This is a genomic window from Paenibacillus sp. JT22N1 (assembly GCF_059692155.1).
Map to the genome: position 1 here is coordinate 150,768 of NZ_JCAUAW010000007.1, position 17,011 is coordinate 167,778.

Annotated in this window: 9 protein-coding genes and 1 tRNA gene; 2 read left to right on the plus strand and 8 right to left on the minus strand. The window is 43.8% G+C overall.

What is annotated here, in order from left to right:
- Positions 1 to 52 precede the first annotated feature (52 nt).
- Positions 53 to 1,354 (minus strand): trigger factor, encoded by a 1,302-nt coding sequence (tig, locus tag AC58UU_RS15700; RefSeq protein ID WP_171644815.1) that lies wholly within the window; start codon positions 1,352 to 1,354, stop codon positions 53 to 55.
- 112 nt (positions 1,355 to 1,466) lie between these two features.
- Positions 1,467 to 2,384: a hypothetical protein gene (locus AC58UU_RS15705; RefSeq protein ID WP_497317055.1), complete on the minus strand. Its 918-nt coding sequence runs from the start codon at positions 2,382 to 2,384 to the stop codon at positions 1,467 to 1,469.
- Between the two features lie 155 nt (positions 2,385 to 2,539).
- On the opposite strand from AC58UU_RS15705, the gene AC58UU_RS15710 reads away from it, so the two are divergent.
- Positions 2,540 to 2,613 (plus strand) — tRNA-Arg (locus tag AC58UU_RS15710).
- 1,388 nt (positions 2,614 to 4,001) lie between these two features.
- Here AC58UU_RS15710 and AC58UU_RS15715 read toward each other — a convergent pair.
- Genes AC58UU_RS15715 through AC58UU_RS15740 form a run of 6 tightly spaced genes read right to left on the minus strand, consistent with a single transcriptional unit; the run spans position 4,002 to position 14,397 of the window.
- On the minus strand, positions 4,002 to 4,742 hold the full coding sequence (locus AC58UU_RS15715) for a 6-phosphogluconolactonase (protein WP_497317057.1): 741 nt from the start codon (positions 4,740 to 4,742) through the stop codon (positions 4,002 to 4,004).
- Positions 4,743 to 4,756: 14 nt separating this feature from the next.
- Complete coding sequence (locus AC58UU_RS15720) at positions 4,757 to 8,740, minus strand: SGBP N-terminal domain-containing protein (protein ID WP_497317059.1); 3,984 nt, start codon at positions 8,738 to 8,740, stop codon at positions 4,757 to 4,759.
- Positions 8,741 to 8,795: 55 nt separating this feature from the next.
- Positions 8,796 to 10,994, minus strand: a complete 2,199-nt coding sequence (locus AC58UU_RS15725) for a DUF4838 domain-containing protein (protein WP_497317060.1) — start codon at positions 10,992 to 10,994, stop codon at positions 8,796 to 8,798.
- A gap of 42 nt (positions 10,995 to 11,036) precedes the next feature.
- Entirely contained in the window at positions 11,037 to 12,554 is a 1,518-nt protein-coding gene (locus AC58UU_RS15730; protein ID WP_497317062.1) for an extracellular solute-binding protein, read from the minus strand.
- 55 nt (positions 12,555 to 12,609) lie between these two features.
- Positions 12,610 to 13,476 carry a carbohydrate ABC transporter permease gene (locus AC58UU_RS15735; RefSeq protein ID WP_497317064.1) on the minus strand — a complete coding sequence of 289 codons (867 nt, stop codon included), beginning with the start codon at positions 13,474 to 13,476 and terminating at the stop codon, positions 12,610 to 12,612.
- A gap of 12 nt (positions 13,477 to 13,488) precedes the next feature.
- Positions 13,489 to 14,397, minus strand: a complete 909-nt coding sequence (locus tag AC58UU_RS15740) for an ABC transporter permease (RefSeq protein ID WP_497317066.1) — start codon at positions 14,395 to 14,397, stop codon at positions 13,489 to 13,491.
- 202 nt (positions 14,398 to 14,599) lie between these two features.
- Between AC58UU_RS15740 and AC58UU_RS15745 the strand changes: the two genes are divergently transcribed.
- Complete coding sequence (locus tag AC58UU_RS15745) at positions 14,600 to 16,879, plus strand: helix-turn-helix transcriptional regulator (RefSeq protein WP_497317068.1); 2,280 nt, start codon at positions 14,600 to 14,602, stop codon at positions 16,877 to 16,879.
- The last annotated feature ends 132 nt before the right edge of the window (positions 16,880 to 17,011 follow it).

A 17,011-nucleotide genomic window follows, 5' to 3' on the forward strand; every position in this document is an offset into this window, starting at 1 on the left:
ATAGGGTAAAAGAAAGGCACGTTGCTTACGTACGTGCCTTTACTTACCTTATTTATACTGCTGCGGAAACATGCTTGCTATTTTCAAGCAAGAAGTCAACCGTTTTTCTAATCACAAGATCGTTGCTCAGACCTTCTAGGCTGCCGTTAGAAGCAAACAGTTCACGAAGTTCTGCCGTTGTTTTTTGGTAGGATTGTGCATATTTCTCAAGTTCCGTGTCAACTTCCTCATCGGAAACTGTGATTTTTTCTGCAGCTGCGATGGCTTCAAGAACAAGGTTGTTACGAACACGCTTGTCAGCATCTTCTCTCATTTGTTCTTTCAACACGCTCTCGTTTTGACCGGAGAACTGGAAGTAGATCTCAAGCGTCATGCCTTGGGAGCGAAGACGTCTTTCGAATTCCTTCACCATAACATCTAGCTCTGCTTCTACCATGGAAGCTGGAATTTCAACTTCAGCGTTAGCTGCAGCTTTTTCAACAACAGCTGTTTCCAGAGCAGCCTCTGAATCTTTTTCTTTGCGCTCTTGAAGACGTTTTTTCAGTTCTTCTTTGTACTCTACAAGTGTATCGTACTCGCTCACATCTTTAGCAAATTCATCATCAAGCTCTGGCAAGTTTTTGCGTTTAATGTCGTGAATCAACACTTTAAACACAGCCGCTTTGCCTTTCAAATCTTCGGAGTGGTAGTTTTCAGGGAAGCTAACGTTAACTTCTTTCTCTTCGCCTTTACCAAGACCTACGAGTTGCTCTTCGAAACCTGGAATGAAGGAGTTGGAACCAAGCTCAAGGGAGTATTTCTCCGCTTTACCGCCTTCGAACGCTTCTCCATCAACGAATCCTTCGAAATCAAGGACAACGACGTCACCATTTGCTGCTTGTCCTTCTTCAAGAACAACCAATTCAGCATGACGTTGTTGCAAACGTGTAAGCTCTTCATTCAATTCTTCATCTGTAACTTCTGCGCTTACCGCTTCAACTTCGATACCTTTGTATTCGCCAAGTGTTACTTCAGGCTTAACAGTTACTTTAGCTTTGAACTTCAGTACTTGTCCTTTGCCGAATTGCTCAACGTCTACTTCAGGACGATCGACAGGCTCGATTTTAACCTCTTCAATCGCTTCCACATAAACTTCTGGCAAAATGATATCTAAAGCATCTTGATACAAGCTTTCCACACCAAATTTAGCTTCAAAGATAGAACGAGGTACTTTCCCTTTACGGAAACCTGGAACATTTACTTTCGCGGATACCTTTTTAAATGCTTTATCCAAAGCATCTGCGACGCGCTCTGCGCCAACTTCCACTTCAAGAACGCCTACGTTCTTCTCTATTTTTTCCCAACTTGCTTTCATTTTATGCTTTCCCCTCCAAAAATGTACGATGACATAATTTATCACGTTACTCTCATTACAACCATTCTATTATACCATATAAGATTTTCATTTCAAGGCAGCCTTTCTTACCTTATGATGGGTCCGGATTAAACTGCTTCACAAACGCTTGCAGCACGAGGTTAGCTCGCTTCCACTGAAGCTTCATGGAATCAACAATCCCGTAATTATCTAGTAATTCTTCACGATTCACCGAGCCAAACAATTTCTCTTGAAGAATAGCATGAAGGGCAGATGCCCACACATCAACAGCGCCTTCTTCCGCATTCTGTAAATCCGTATAGATCGATGTCCCATAGGCATAGGCTAGAAATTCCTGCCAAGTCTGATTGGCAAAATAAACAAAATCAGGTTGGCTTATTTCACTAATGTCCCCGACTCTGCGAATCATATCACGAATGCGTGAAGGAAAATCCTCCGGGCTCATCGGTGTCTCTTCGATCTCGACGAGGATCTTTTCCCCATTCTTAGGGAACTCGATAAATCCCCGCTCCCCCATCTGTTTAAGCGCCTGCAAAGCTTTGAATTGAATGTGTGGGTGCCGCGGCTTCTCACATAGCCACTCCTTTACACGTTGGCTTACATCAGATTGATCGATGAACGCCAATTGTTCAAGGGCATTGACTTGCTGCTCCAACGTACCGTCTTTTAGCATATTCAGAAGCTTAAGCGCAAAGGCGCCATCATCCGCCGTCTTATCTTGTATGTACTGCCGTAATAGATCCGCTTCTTCTTCTGGATCTTCTTCCAATGGAGACGTCATAGGGAACATGGATTCCGGATACATAGTATACAGCCAATTCCTCAGTGCTTCCCATTGTTCGGTTTTGTGATGGTCTACTGTCGGAAATTGCAATAGAAAGGTTAGCAATTGGAGCGCATCACTATACTGCTCTGTTTTTAGAAAACGAGTCAGCTCATCTTCGTAATATTGCTCTGTTTTCGGAAAAAGAATTAAGTTATTGATGGATGGGTCCGTTATGATGATCACCTCAGAAATCTTGGTCTCGCTGGTGACAGTTTACTTGATTGTCCAAGTGATTGCAAAATAAATATAAAATAGGGTTGACTTCACTTTAAACTATATGATAATATAACTCTTGCTTCGCTAAACGGATCACATCCGCAAGGTAAGAAGAGGTCTATGTCTCAGTAGCTCAGCTGGATAGAGCACACGCCTTCTAAGCGTGCGGTCGGGGGTTCGAATCCCTCCTGGGACGTTCATGCACGGCAAAAGATCGCGAGAAATCGCGATCTTTTTTTTGTTATAGTAATATACAATTGCGAAAATCGGCAGCTACGGTTGTCATGAATAGGGCAACAGGACAACAAAAGGACAACAAATAATAATGAATGTATGAAGATTATTGTCCTACCTTCAAACCAACCATCAAGATTTTCTTCATTATCTAACTTCAGTAAATTTTAAGAATTCTTTGCCGAAGTCCGTTATATACAGAATTGTAAGTTCTTCTTTAGCCATATCTCCTACAGTAATTCCAACTGTTTTTGTGTCAATGACGCACTTTATTTATGAGATCGCAGATATAAAATTCATACTTACCTTCTGATCAATTGTACTTAAGCTTGGATTGTTATCTTTGATTATTTCAAGTATTTCTCTCTTGAAAGATCTACTTGTTATTGAGCTTACAACTACGGCAGCTCCCTCCGGAATATCCATACTCCCACTGCGTCCAGACTCTCGATACAACTTCAAAACTTTAATTTATGATCAAGCCTGCTTACTAAATCCAAAAAAGTTTCTGTAAAATCTGATTCATAAGCATTCGTTAAGTTACCCAATAGAATACCGTGAAATATTCTAAGCTTTTCCTCACCTTCTATATCAGCAACTCGCCTCAAAATAGAAATGAATATGTCATTAAAGGTTTCGGATGATATTTCGCTCTCTTCGATGTTAATCCCAAGATCTGCAATATATACTAAAAATCCTTCTACAAAGCGGTTTATTCTCTTTTATACGACTCTGCCCCTAAGGAAAGGCCAGCATTAAATAATCCAATGAAAGTTTCCTTTACATTTTCGTTCATAATAGTATGAATCACTCTGCTTTCATTTAAAGATTGGGGTCTAAATCAAAGTATAATTTTCTGGAATCTTCGTTCTCTTAGGGAGTGTTATGATTATGTCAGATGTGTAGGGATTATCTGTCTAATTCCACTCCTCTGAAATAGTCGCGATTCGATAATTCATTGATCAAATTGATAACCCAATGCACCATCAATTACAGCAATAAGTTCTCTTTACCATTATTTAGTCTAGGTAATGCTACTGGTATATTCTTTTCAATCCTTTTAATTTTTAACGATTTTTCTTGTATTAGTATGTTTTTCGTATATGGAGGTCCTCACTCGTCTCGTCTGACGTTGCCTCGGCATCGGAAAAGCAATTGATTTCTATGAAAGAAATAGACGAAGCGGGTGTTACGTTGGGTGAAATGTCCCGACAGCTGCAAGCTTTGATTAGCAGGTTTAAGCTATGCTATAGCTATAGCCATAGCCATAAAAATGCGTTGGCACTTTACTGTCAGCCCACTAATAAGCAAAAACCGCTTCCGCGGTCTTTGCTTAAGCTATTTTCTCATCTAGAGCTGCAACTTTAATATGTTCGAGGCTGAATGCTGATCCAGATACAAATACCAGTCTCCATGCGTTTTCAGTATAGACGCCGGTATTAAATTCGTAACCTCTTGTTCCAACGTAGCTTGAATCGCTCTAGCTTTCACTTGATGGGGAACGCAGGAAATAATCGTTGTACTGCTAAGAATCTTGCTTATTGTCATTGTAATCGCTTGATTGGGTACGGCGTCCAGTGACTCAAACCAGCCCTCGCCAACCTGTTGCATTTTGCAGGCATCATCCAGATTGACGACCATGTAGGACGCTGTTGTATCCAAATCGGCAGGAGGATCGTTAAATGCAATATGTGCATTTTCGCCGATACCGATTAAAGCAAGATCAATAGGAGCCTTGTTAATCTCACTAGTCAGCTCCGCAATATGTGCTGCAACGTCGCCCTCTCCGTTCACTAAGTAGGCTTTCGCTGCTGGTGCATAAGAGAGGAAACGTTCCTTCAAATATTTGCGGAAGCTGGCTGGGTGTGATTCCGGTAAACCCACATACTCATCCAGGTGAAACATCTCTACCTTACTCCAGTCAACGTTGATCTCCTTTAATGCCTCCAGAAAAGTGAACTGCGAAGCACCGGTTGAAAGAATGATTCTTGCCTTTCCCTGCTTTTGGATACAGCTGTTGATAATTTCTGACGCTTTATGAGCCGCCGCTATGCCCAATTGCTCTGCGGTTAGGGTCATGTGTAAGTTCATTGTTCATTACCTCCTCAATTTGAATTAGAAACGACTGAAGCTTTATAGTTGTTCCTGCGATTTGGCTCCGTATCAAAAAATTTGCCCGAAGCATCTACGATTGAAAGAAGATTGAAGCTTTGCCGCCTTTCCAGAATCGTATAGGTTCCACTAGCGTATACTTTTATCGCGTTCTCCGCACCGGGCAAAATCGAAACGTATTCATTCTTGTCTCCCGATCTCAAAGCTGTGCTCGACAAGTTGCCTCCATCGGGATACCATTTCTTGTCGCCTTTCTCCAAAGCGGTGGATGCACCTACAACAAAATGTACATTGACGTATTGAAGAGGAGACGGGATGTTACCTTTATTTTCGATGACCGCATAAAAGCGTACTTCATCTCCTGGTGCATAGTCCGAATCATCAACGCCAACTTCAGTAATCACCAGATCAAAATAAGGGGAGGGTAGATTAGCGGTTAACGTATTAGCTGCGGTCCACATTTGCTTGACGCCATTCGCTGTCGTGACGATATAGGCCACCGGACTGCCAAAATTCATATAGGCTCCGGATTGGGGGGCGATCGTGCTGCCTGGCATCAGGCCGATGGTTGGCTTTAAGAACTTATTCTGGCTGTTCACATTCAGCTGGAAGTCGATCCTGCGATACACCGCATCTATTACCGAGGCCCCCACTTGTGTCCCGATGGAAAATTCGGTAACTAGCGAGCTGCTGACCATGCTGGCAAGCGTATTATTCGTGCGGTCTTCTTCTGTGGCAAGAAATTTGCTTGTTGCATCCGCAATCGCCAACAGCTTGAAGTGCGACTGTCCCATGGGAACGTTATAGGTGCCGGACGTGAACCTTATACTTTCACCTGGCGCAATCGACAACTGCAGGTTGGAAGTGGCGATATTCAGTGAGGTGCTGGACTGATTGCCGCCGCTCGGATACCACTTGGTGCCGCTACCTCCAGAACGTTCTATTGCATAATCATGGTTTTTGACAAAATGAACCATGACATATTGCAGAGGGGTTGCTTCATTACCTTGATTTTTCACTATCGCGTACAGGTGTACGTTATCTCCTTCTTGGTAGCTGGCCTCTTCCACGCCAATTTCCGTTAGTACCAAGTCAAAGCTAGGAATCGGAACGTATTCGATGTTTAGTGAAACGGGCGTGCCTTGATTGCCCGCCTCATCCACTGGCGTGACGAGGACGCTGTTCATACCGCTTTGCAAAGTTACCGTTGAAATGAAAGCTAAATTGTCCGAAGTAGAGTAGGAATGCCCATCTATCGACACCGAGCCTCGTTCGTTCAGGGTACCGGAGATTATGAATTCAGCTTGTCTAACCGTTGCATGCGTCTGATCTAAGGTTAAAGCAGGAGCCACTGAATCGTAAATAACGTGAAGCCTCTTGATAAACGAATTTCCATAGTTATCCGTTGCTTGAACGGTGATCACATTATCGCCAGGCTGTAAAATGACTTGTCCGGTAAATCCCATATCGTTATCGACGGGAACAGGATTTCCTTGAATCATAATGGTCGCATTCTCATTAGCGCTTCCACTAACCTCAAACTGAGCGTGATTCACGATGAGATTCTCTTGATTTAGATGAATCTTAGGAGGAATAATGTCGCTATTCTCTACTTTACCGTAGCGGACCCCCCTACCGGTGGTCCCGACAAATACGAGCCCAAACACTTGTTTACTGGCATCCATCGTCTGTGGCCTGTTGCCGAACCCGGTATCCCCCGTATCGATATCCTGCCAAGACTGTCCGTTATCCAAGGAACGAAACATGCCTTCAATCCCGCCGATTGTTCCGTACATATAAACGGCAGGGTCCCAGCTGCCGGCTGCGGGCTTGCCTAAGGCGATATTGAATGCTTGGTCCACCCGATCAACACGTATAAATGTGCTGCCGCTGTCAATGGACCTGTACAAGCCCTTGTCGTCCAAGCTGATCCACAGTTCACCTTCGGAATGAAATGAAGGCTGCATATAGATCCAACGTCTATCCTCAGGTAATGGCAGCGTTACGGTCTTGGTGAAATTCAATCCGCCGTTTGTGCTTCTGTAAACATCCCCGGTCTTATAGTCGATGAAATAGAACTTGTTTCCATTCACCCGGTCGGACTTCAATACGTTTGACCACGTCCATGGGCCTTTGGCCGTGACGGGAATGTCAAATATTTCAGTCCATGTACTACCGCCGTCAGCCGTACGGAACACCGAATAGTCGCTGGTCGTGACTAGAAACAGAGAAGGGTCCGTTGCGGACATGGCTACTTTAGTCGGGAGCCCGCCAATAACAGGGTATGCAGGAAACTTGGTCCATGTATCTCCTGAATCATGAGACACAGCACCTAGGCCTGATACCTTAGAGCCACCGACTATAACCAGCTGTGAGGGGTCGCTTTCAAGGAAATCCCAGTCGTAGATTTCCGACATACCCAGGTTATCGATTCGTTCGGGATACTCATCATAGTGATAGCTGATCCCTCCCCCCATATCAGCTCCTCCAATGGCAAGCCGTGTTTGTTGCGGAATCGACTTCACTGATCGAGTGGTCATCTCTTCATGGCCTTGTTGTATTTGCTCCCACTGTATGGTCTCTGCTGTAATATCTTCTGTTTTCCATATTCCATGCCAGTCTGTAAACCATACCTGATTGTTATGATAGGGGTCGAATTCCAATGCGCCGATGGAAGCTGCCCAATATGCGGGCTTCATCCACGGAATATCCGATTGAAGCACCGAGTTCGAACTGTCTATCCTTGTCCAGATATTGCCTCCATCTTCTGTATGGAATAAAACCCCTCCCATGTTATGGGGACTTACAATTATGGATTGTTCGTTGAAGGGATTGATGCTAATACCGTTGTAGCCTGCAGGTTCATCCGAGAAGTTTGTCATATTAGAATCCGGCGTCAGGTTGATCCAGATTCCGCTTTCGTATTTGAGAACTCCCTTGCCGTGATTTTCCGTTGTTACATACAAGGCTCCAGAGGCAGACAGAACCATTCGTGCCGGTTTATCGGGATTATCCGAACCGGCAAGTTTCACCCAGCTGTCCCCCGAATCGTTCGATCGGTAAATGCCATCTTCGTAAGCAGCAGCATAGACGACACCTTGATGATGACGGTCGAATAGAAGGGCAGTCACTCCATAATTATCCGTCAATATGCCAGGAAATGCTGATAAGCTCCAGCTCTGGCCGCCATCCTCAGATACCCACAACCCTTCTTGGCGAGAGCTAACCCATATACGCGCCGAATCAAACGGGTCTACAGCAATTCGCTCTCCCACCCAGCGCAAGTCCCCGTTTCCAGAAAAATTGAGCTCGAGTGGAAGTGGGGTCCAAGATTCGCCCTTATCACAAGATTTGAAGACGATTCCCTTCCGATATGAGTTTTGTGCGTTGGATGCTAAACCTACCGCTGCATAGACCACATTCGGATCGTTTGGATCCACGGCAATACCATCTACGCTATACCAGGTCCATAAAGAGTAAGGAAGATCATCGTTGAGCGGAATCCACTGCTGCTGGGTCTCATCCATTCGGTACGTACCACCGACATCGGTACGGATATACTTCAATTCCTCCTGTGGATGAAAGACAAGCCCCGTTATCCAGCCGCCTTCCCCGAATAATGCATTGCCATATTCATAGGCCATTACTGGTATGTAATCGACCGTGATAACTAAAGGCTCTGCCTGCAATCCATCTCCATTCTTGGCTTCAATCACAATCGTATTGATTCCCTGTTGAAGGTTTACCGACTGAATAAAAGTAAAATCCACTCCTAATTCCGTCGTAGTCCCGTTCACGGTGACCACAGCTTGCTCGCTGACACTTCCGGCAATAGAATAAACGGACTCCTGCACCGTTATAGAGGTTTGACCCGCCGTGATGACAGGCGGTTGATCTCCATAGGCATACCCTATTACTGGCAGCAGTGCAAACAAAGTGACAATCATACAGGCATAAGCCAATGCCCTTCCCAACATGCTCTGTCTCCTCTCGCCACGCAGAAATGCAGTATATCCTCCCCTGTCCTAACCTTTAATCTATAAATTCGGTAAGCAGCTGCTCGTAATAAGCTTTGATCCATGTTGCGTCAAGACCGCTATCGTAATACTTGCTGTAATCATAATTGTCTAATGGAAGCTTTGATGCTCTCAATTTCTCGGCAAACAACTGGCAATGAGCAAACTCGGCTCTGGCAAGCTGCGATTTATCCGCCTGCAGCAGTGTCACCGTACGAACCACTCGGTAATAGAACATAATCATCGTATGGCCATAGTCGAATCTCATCTCGTCCTCAAGCAGCCTCTGAGCTACGATGGACTTCTCCGCCTTGAATAGGGCCGCATCCAGAATCGCTCTGCAAGCATGGAGCTGCTCTACGGTAGCAACCAGGCTAATTCCCGAGTTATCGTTTTCCCCGGTGGCTTCATATTTCATGTGTTCGTATGGAAACAAGTTTTCCTCACGATCTTTGATCTTTAACCAAAGGGAATGCTTCTCTCCATCGATCTCCTGGTAATGCTTCAAATACTTGATATTGCTTAGTGCGACTTCTAATTTCTCATAGAAGGATTTCATCAGGCCTGCAGCTTCGCCGTAGTATTGTTCAAAATACGTATCCATGATGGCTCGTGTATCAGCCTTAGTATTCCACAGGAGCGCCGCATATAGGTAGTTGTTGAGGGCGAGCATTCCCCACCTTCCACTTGTGATATGCATATAATAGAAATGTCGGGCTCCCGTCTCGTAGTAATAAGGGATATCATTAGCAATGATGCTGCTTAAGAGAATCGGCATAGCGGCAAACGTTCTTACACCGTAATATTCACCTATAAACATTTCCCCTTGAAAATGACGGTTTGAATTCACGGTCCAACTTTCATAATTATGAAGCAGCTGTAGGTTGGTCTCTGTGCAACCCTTATTGTTGAACGTATGGACATAGCATCTTTCGATAGGGAAAAATATAGCAAAGCAATTGTGGTAATCAAACGATTCAGGAAGGGGTCTATCAGGAGCTTCCAGCGTTTCATGATAAGCTGGGAACAGGATTCGGACATTCCTCTTGAGAATCCCCTCTGCCATCGCCTGACAGAGCTTTTGTCTCAAATGATGGACAAGCAGGATCAACCGGCTCGTATAATTGCCACTGCTGCTGCACCTATCGCAGGAACACCAATTCCCGTTATCTAGCAGCCAAAAGTTCAAGTCATCCACATGCTTCAAATCTCCATCGACAAGAGCATTGATTATATTATTGGCGAGTTCATCAGATGCGTCTGGATGTGTCAGGCAATGATTGTCTCCGGCGAAATACTGCTCCTTTAAGGCTTCCGGGCTGCGGTAGTAACTTCTTTCCCCGTCTACTAGTGCAAACCACTCAGGATGGGACTCCGCATAAGCAAGTATCCCATCGCCGTCGGTGTCCCCTTTATATTCCAGACTTACGGGATAGGGGTCTTGCTGCTTGCCATCTCCTCCAAACAAGGGATGCGCGTAAGGGTAAGGGCTAAGCGGGTCCAAATACTTGTAGAGGATATCGTGACCCCCGCCCGCAATACGGATTCCCCTTTTCTTCAGCGCATGTGGATTCTTAATGGTAAATAAATGGGCATAATTCATTCGATTACGTGTCATCCAATCGAATAAATCGACATTTCGGTCGTCGATGAATTCTGAATAGCAGCCTCTTGTCCGGAAACTCGGCCTTTCCTGACATCGAATCTCGGGGAGGCGAGAGAGGGGCTCTGGAGTAATGACACCTGTTTCACCAGGGGTGTACCAATGGAAGCCGAGCTTCTCCAGAAATGTGTAAACAGCATATAGGCTGCCGATGCTGCCTACCCCGGATAATACCCAATACAATTCTTCATTCGATTGCAAGGTTTCGATCAGAAAGGCTTCGCCGTTTTCATCGTTCAGCTCGTGACCGTGCACCAAACCTTCCGCTTCGAAAGCCCTTATATAAGGATTGGAGAGCAGTGTTCCGATGAAAATGCTATTGCTTCTATCTTTTCCATGGGCCCATTCATGCTCAGTGTTCTCTATCCGAACAACGGTATGATCACCTAATAGCGTCTGTAGATGTTTTTGAAGCTCTACGGCAGCAAAACATTCGGTGCAATACACAGCTCGCTCGTCGGTATCATCCCACCAATCCACTTGCTGCTCCGAATAGGCTGCTTCCAGGGTGCTGTCAAAGGGCCCTTTGTTCACATATATGGTGAGGATCATTGGGGATTCTCCTTAACTGTTTTTATCCTCGATTGCGGAGCTTTATTTGGAATTCTTCAGAAATCCGGTTTTATACAGCTCCTGCAGCTTCGGGAGACCGAGGTTATTCAAGCTTTTCACATAGTTGCTCCAGTTGTCCAAGCTCTGTTCACCGATGATGAATTTAATAACATTCTCGTCACGATATTTGTCGATTGCAGCGCCAGTAGTCGTGATAGTCTCCAAATCCTTTTGATTAAAATCAGGCAGGCTGCGGTAGGGGGCGTCATACTTACGGGCTTCGACATAAGCATCTTGAAGCTCCTTGGAAGCCATGGACAAATAGGCATCATAATCGACCCATGTATAAGTACCATTGGTGGCTAGACCCGTTTCCTTACGGAAATCGACGGCTGTCTTGTAATCTGGCTTTATCTTTTTCTTTCCATTATCAACAATATAGGTTACTCCTTCAGTCCCCCAGCTGGAAAGCAATCTTCCTTCCTCGCTGTAAAGGAAATCTACCGTCCGCATAATATCTTTGATTTGCTTGGATTTAATCGAAACCGTAAGCCCAGAATCGACAACGTGCATATAAGCGTTCTGTGGTTTCCCTCCTTGATTACCGATAGGGGGGACCATGAAAGTCAGATTAAAGTTAGGATTGCTTTTCCTCAAAGCGTCGTTAAAGAAATCTATTCGTCCAATATAGTCAACTGTAACGAACGATTGCTCCGTGGACATCAGATCCTGCCATTTCTTTGCATCAACGGTTAACCAATCTGGAGGCATAAGACCTTCCTTGTAAAACTTATTTAAATATCCAAGCATCTTTTGATAGCTTTGCTCGGTTGGACCGTATTTGACGTCTCGGCCGTCGAGATAGAAGCCTTCGTTGGTTTGAAAGTTAGCAGATAGCACTTTAAGCAATAACAGATTATTCCCAAGCCGGAAGCTGAACGGATAGCTCTTCGGATACAGTTCTTTCAATTTTTTGAGCACGGTATACAGTTCATCGAAGTTGGTTGGAGCAGTTAGGTTATGCTTTTGGAACACATCCTGCCGATACATCCAAATCATTCGGTTTGCTTCGCCAAACCCTTCATTGGGAAACATGTACATGTTCCCGTCTGCCGCCAATTGCGCTTTCGCAATCTCCGGATATTTCTCCATCCATTTAGTGAAATTCGGCATATCAGCCTTGTAATCTAAAATGTTGACAAGAGCGCCCTGTTGTCCGAATTTATTAGTCTGCGATCTTCCATACATAAACATCAGATCAGGCATATCTCCCGAGGCGATCGATAAGTTAATCGTATCCTCGAGCTTACCGGAAGGTGTTTGCACATTAAATGTGGCCCCTGTTTTCTCCTCGATCATCTTCCAGACTGGCCAATCTTTATTGTAAGGATAGCTGGGGTGGGAATCGGTTAACATCGTAAACGTCTTTTTCGTCAAAGCTCCAGATTTCTCCGGATTAGTTGTCGCAGCTTGGCCGCCTTCTTGCTTCTTTTCACTGCAGCCTGCAATTAATGTCATACTCAACATGATCATCATGAATAGAAATAATCCTTTTTTCACTGCAACCGCTCCTTTTTTACTACGTCATCCATCTGTAGACCAAATAAGAAATCCTTTATCCTTTGATCGCCCCGATCATCACCCCCTTAACGAAATACTTTTGCAGGAATGGATACACGGCGAGAATAGGCAAGGTAGCTACCATTATCGTGGCATACTTTAAGGATTCTTCCACAATGACCTGATCGCCTCCTATCCCCATAGCATCCGAAAAATTTAATTGGCCTGCCAGGACGATATTCCGTAAAATAACCTGCAACGGAAATAGATCGGGATTACGTAAATATAAGAGGGGAAGCATGAAATTGTTCCACATGGCTACGGCATAAAAAAGTCCTATTGTCGCAAAAATGGCCTTGGACAGCGGCATGACGATTCTAAAGAAAATGCCTAATTCATTTAAACCATCGATCTTTCCGGATTCCTCCAGCTCTACTGGAACTCCGCTGTAAAACGTTCTCATGATCAACAGGTTCCAGGTACTTACGACCGCCGGCAATACCATCCCCCATAGCGTATCCATCAACCCGTAGGATTTGACGACCAGAAAGGTTGGAATCATGCCTCCGTTGAAAAACATGGTGAACACGATCATTAAAGTGAAGACTTTGAAGAAGGGCATCTCTCTCTTGGACAGCGAATAGGCTCCCAGTGAAGTAATCATTAAGGAGAGAGCGGTCCCCACAATCGTATAGATCAGCGTATTCACATAACCTGTTAAAATACGGGGGTCATTCAAAACAAATTTGTACATATCCAGATTAATCCCTTTTGGAAAAAATGAGATCTCGCCCTTCATCACATAAACATCCTTACTTAAGGATACGGCTATCATGTACAAGAAGGGATACAGCGTGACAATAACAACACCGAGTAAAACGACAACATTGATCACCGTAAAAAGAGAGATCCTTGATTTCATGAGACAGCTCCTTCACCATAAGCTTGTTTCAGATAGCTTCCGGCTTGCATAGTTTGTTGAAACAATAAAGACTAAACTGACCAACCCTGTAAATACATCAATAGCCGAAGCGTAACTAAAGTTACCCTGCATGAGTCCGACCCGGTAAACATAGGTGCTTAGAATATCCGCGGTCTCGTAGGTGGCTGGATTGTAGAGCAGGAAAACCTTCTCAAAGCCAATCTCAATCACTTTGCCAACATTCAGAATAAGTAGAATAACAATAGTAGGTGCAATTCCCGGTATGGTGATGTGCCATAGCTTTCTCAGACGCGAAGCGCCGTCCATCTCAGAGGCTTCATACAGCATCGGGTCAATGGAAGTTAGTGCGGCCAAATATAGAATCGTTTCCCATCCTACATGCTGCCAGATTTCCGAAAGCACATACACGGAACGAAACATATCCGGCATTAGCATAAAATTAATCTTTTCAAAATCGAGTGCTTCAATGAGCTTGTTGACAACGCCCCCTGAAGGAGACAAGAACATGACAACCATACTGGCTACTATGACATTCGAGATAAAATGAGGTAAATAGCTAATCGTTTGCACAAATCGTTTTAACATCATATTCTTCAATTCATTAAGCAGAAGCGCGAGAACAATCGGTGCGGGGAATCCAAAAATCAATTTATACATTCCCAGCAAGAAGGTGTTTCTTAAAAGCTTTAAAAGATCCGGGTTGTTAAAAAACATGAAATAATATTTGAATCCGACCCATTCACTCCCCATAACGCCTACAAAAGGATTGTAGTTTTTGAAAGAAATGACGATTCCGAACATGGGAACATATTTAAATAAAATGTAATACAACAAGCACGGCAGAAACATTAGAAGTAAATATTTGTGCTTGATCATTTTTTGCGCCATGGTATCCTGCATAGGCTTTCTGATCTCCCCTTAGCTTTTCAAATTTCATTAACAACGGTTTGTCGAACCTTGTAACCATATCTTACTTGGTCCGGCTGTAATCACAATGCTCAACATTCTAGAAGGCTATCCGTAAGCCGAAAAACTTAAAGATCGGATAACATTCGATAAAATGGCTAGCTTGCCGTGACTCTAAAACTCACAGGAATATGCTATGATTATGGAAAAAAAGGGGATGAACATGATGCTGTTCAAGCAAACATATCTTAAACACAAAAACAGCAGCTTATTTATAAAGTTAATGATGAGCTTCATGATCATTGTGGTCATACTGGTTTCGTTCAATTTTATGTCCAACTCTTTTTTTCTCAACAACATACAAAATGAAATCGTGAACACAAGTCAGGCTAACCTGAATACCACCGTTAATGATTATGAAAATCATATATTATCGATCAAAAAGTTCGGAATGAGCCTGCACGTCAATGAAAATGCGAAGCTATTGAACGGTTCGACCGGGGGGCAGATCAACTCTATGCTGCTATACCGCATTCGAAACGAGCTTCAATCCATGTTAGCGGACTCCTATTTAATGATCGATAACATTATTTACTTACTGGGTGATCATTCGATCGTGATTGAAAAGGAAGGGACAAGGACTTTCGAGGAAATGTTCGTCAATTATTATGGGAACAAGGTGTATACCAAGGATTTTTGGCTTCAGGAGCTAGCAAAGCCATATAGCTTCAAGCTGTTTCCCGAATCTGCATTTTTCATGAACTCTTTCGGACAGCAGATCTATAGAGGTCAATTCATCCCAGTGTTGGTCAAAAATCAATTCAATCCCCAATTTTCCTTGATCATTCTGTTGAATAGCAGGAGTATGTTCGCTTCTTTTTATCAGCCGGTCAAAGACGGCAAGCTGTTTATTTCCGATGAAACGGGCACGACTATTTATGCCTCTGATTCGGATTATTCAGCAATTCCCTCTTCTTTACTGGCCTCCGGTCAGAAGACCGGATATATCCAGCAAGGCAAAAATTACTTGTACTATCAGGTGGGCAAGGAAACCGGATATACGTATACCAGTGTTATTCCCTCTTCACAAATCAAAGCAAAAATCGTGCGTTTGAACTGGCTGTTAGCTGGATTTCTCCTATTGTCTATAGCAATTAGTCTCGGAGCATCAATTTTTTTCACGAAACGCTTGAACAATCCGATCCGCAAAATATTGGACTCCATTCAACACCATCATGTATCCATGCCTACAAACAGCAGCATCAGAGAATTCGATTTCATTAGCGAAAAGATTAAGGATATTTCGCAAGCTCATCACGATATCCGACAGGACTTGACTCGGAAGAACTCGCTTCTGAAAAATTACGCGTACATCAATCATCTCAAACAAATTCACACCAACACGCAAGATTTGAAGATGCATATGGCTTTTGACACACCGTTTGTTCTTATCGGTTTTCATTTGATCTTTAGAAGCCATAACCTAAAGCAAATCGACATTCATATACCGAAGGCTTCTTTCTTTATCAGAGAGCTGATCCATACCCATATTTCGCAATCGTTTAACGACTCGTTAACCTTTCAAATTGAGCAGAATTTAATCCTTACCCTTATTTTCTCGAAGGGTGACGAGGCGAACCAGATCGAAGAACATCTACAACGGTTGAGGAAAATATTCGATATGGATCAGCTATACTGCTTGATCACGATCGCAGTCAGTCCGCATCAAACAGACCCGACCTCTTTTACAGAAACCTATGGACACATTTTACGATTACTGGAGTCGAGGAAATTAGGAGAGGATGCCCAGATTATCCCTTTTTCCACTAAAATAACAGGAGATATACCTGAGGATTGGGAAAGAAACGAGCTCCAAGCACATATGGATGCCGGGAACGAGAAGGAGTTATTGCGAATAGGCAGAAAGATGCTTGCTTTACTGGAAAAAAAGGAAGCATCCGTTGAGTATTTCGTTCGATTTGCCCAAACCTTTTCCCAGCAATTGTTGAAAAACTTCTCGCCTGCTGAACGGGATCGTCTGTTAGAAACCATACAGGATGAGAAGCCCCATGATTGTTATACCTTAGAGGCGTTTGATCGATATCTGGAGCAGCTTGTGGCAGCGGCCTGTATCCTATACGACCATAAAAAGGATCAAACAGATCCGATATGCGACTTCGTTCTGACCTACATTCACAACCATTATGGTGACGATATCTCATTAGATATCATCTCTGATCATCTGAAAATAACGTCGTCCTATTTATCCACTTATTTCAAAGAAAAGATGGGAATGAATTTTAGTGATTATGTGCAAACCTATCGAATGAAAAAAGCAGCCGAGCTGCTGGAGACATCAGAATTGAAGGTAAACGAAGTGGCGCAGCGAGTAGGGTACCTCAGTGTTAACTCTTTTATCCGGAACTTTAAGAAGTTTACGGGGTATCCGCCAGGTGAGTATCGAAAAAGAAATTAAAAAATCTTCATGAAGAGAGCTTTGAATGATAGTTCCTGCCGTTTTGGGAAAAAATAGTGGGAGCAATGAAGATCTTACCGGCAGCCCCGACATTGAGTTTAATAATCACAATCCACTAGTATCGGGGTAAGG

Bases quoted from the DNA above. Each gene is read 5' to 3' on its own strand.
- AC58UU_RS15740 (WP_497317066.1), bottom strand. From the start codon at position 14,397: ATGCAGGATACCATGGCGCAAAAAATGATCAAGCACAAATATTTACTT.
- AC58UU_RS15735 (WP_497317064.1), bottom strand. From the start codon at position 13,476: ATGAAATCAAGGATCTCTCTTTTTACGGTGATCAATGTTGTCGTTTTA.
- tig (WP_171644815.1), bottom strand. From the start codon at position 1,354: ATGAAAGCAAGTTGGGAAAAAATAGAGAAGAACGTAGGCGTTCTTGAA.
- AC58UU_RS15715 (WP_497317057.1), bottom strand. From the start codon at position 4,742: ATGAACTTACACATGACCCTAACCGCAGAGCAATTGGGCATAGCGGCG.
- AC58UU_RS15745 (WP_497317068.1), top strand. From the start codon at position 14,600: ATGATTATGGAAAAAAAGGGGATGAACATGATGCTGTTCAAGCAAACA.
- AC58UU_RS15720 (WP_497317059.1), bottom strand. From the start codon at position 8,740: ATGTTGGGAAGGGCATTGGCTTATGCCTGTATGATTGTCACTTTGTTT.
- AC58UU_RS15725 (WP_497317060.1), bottom strand. From the start codon at position 10,994: ATGATCCTCACCATATATGTGAACAAAGGGCCCTTTGACAGCACCCTG.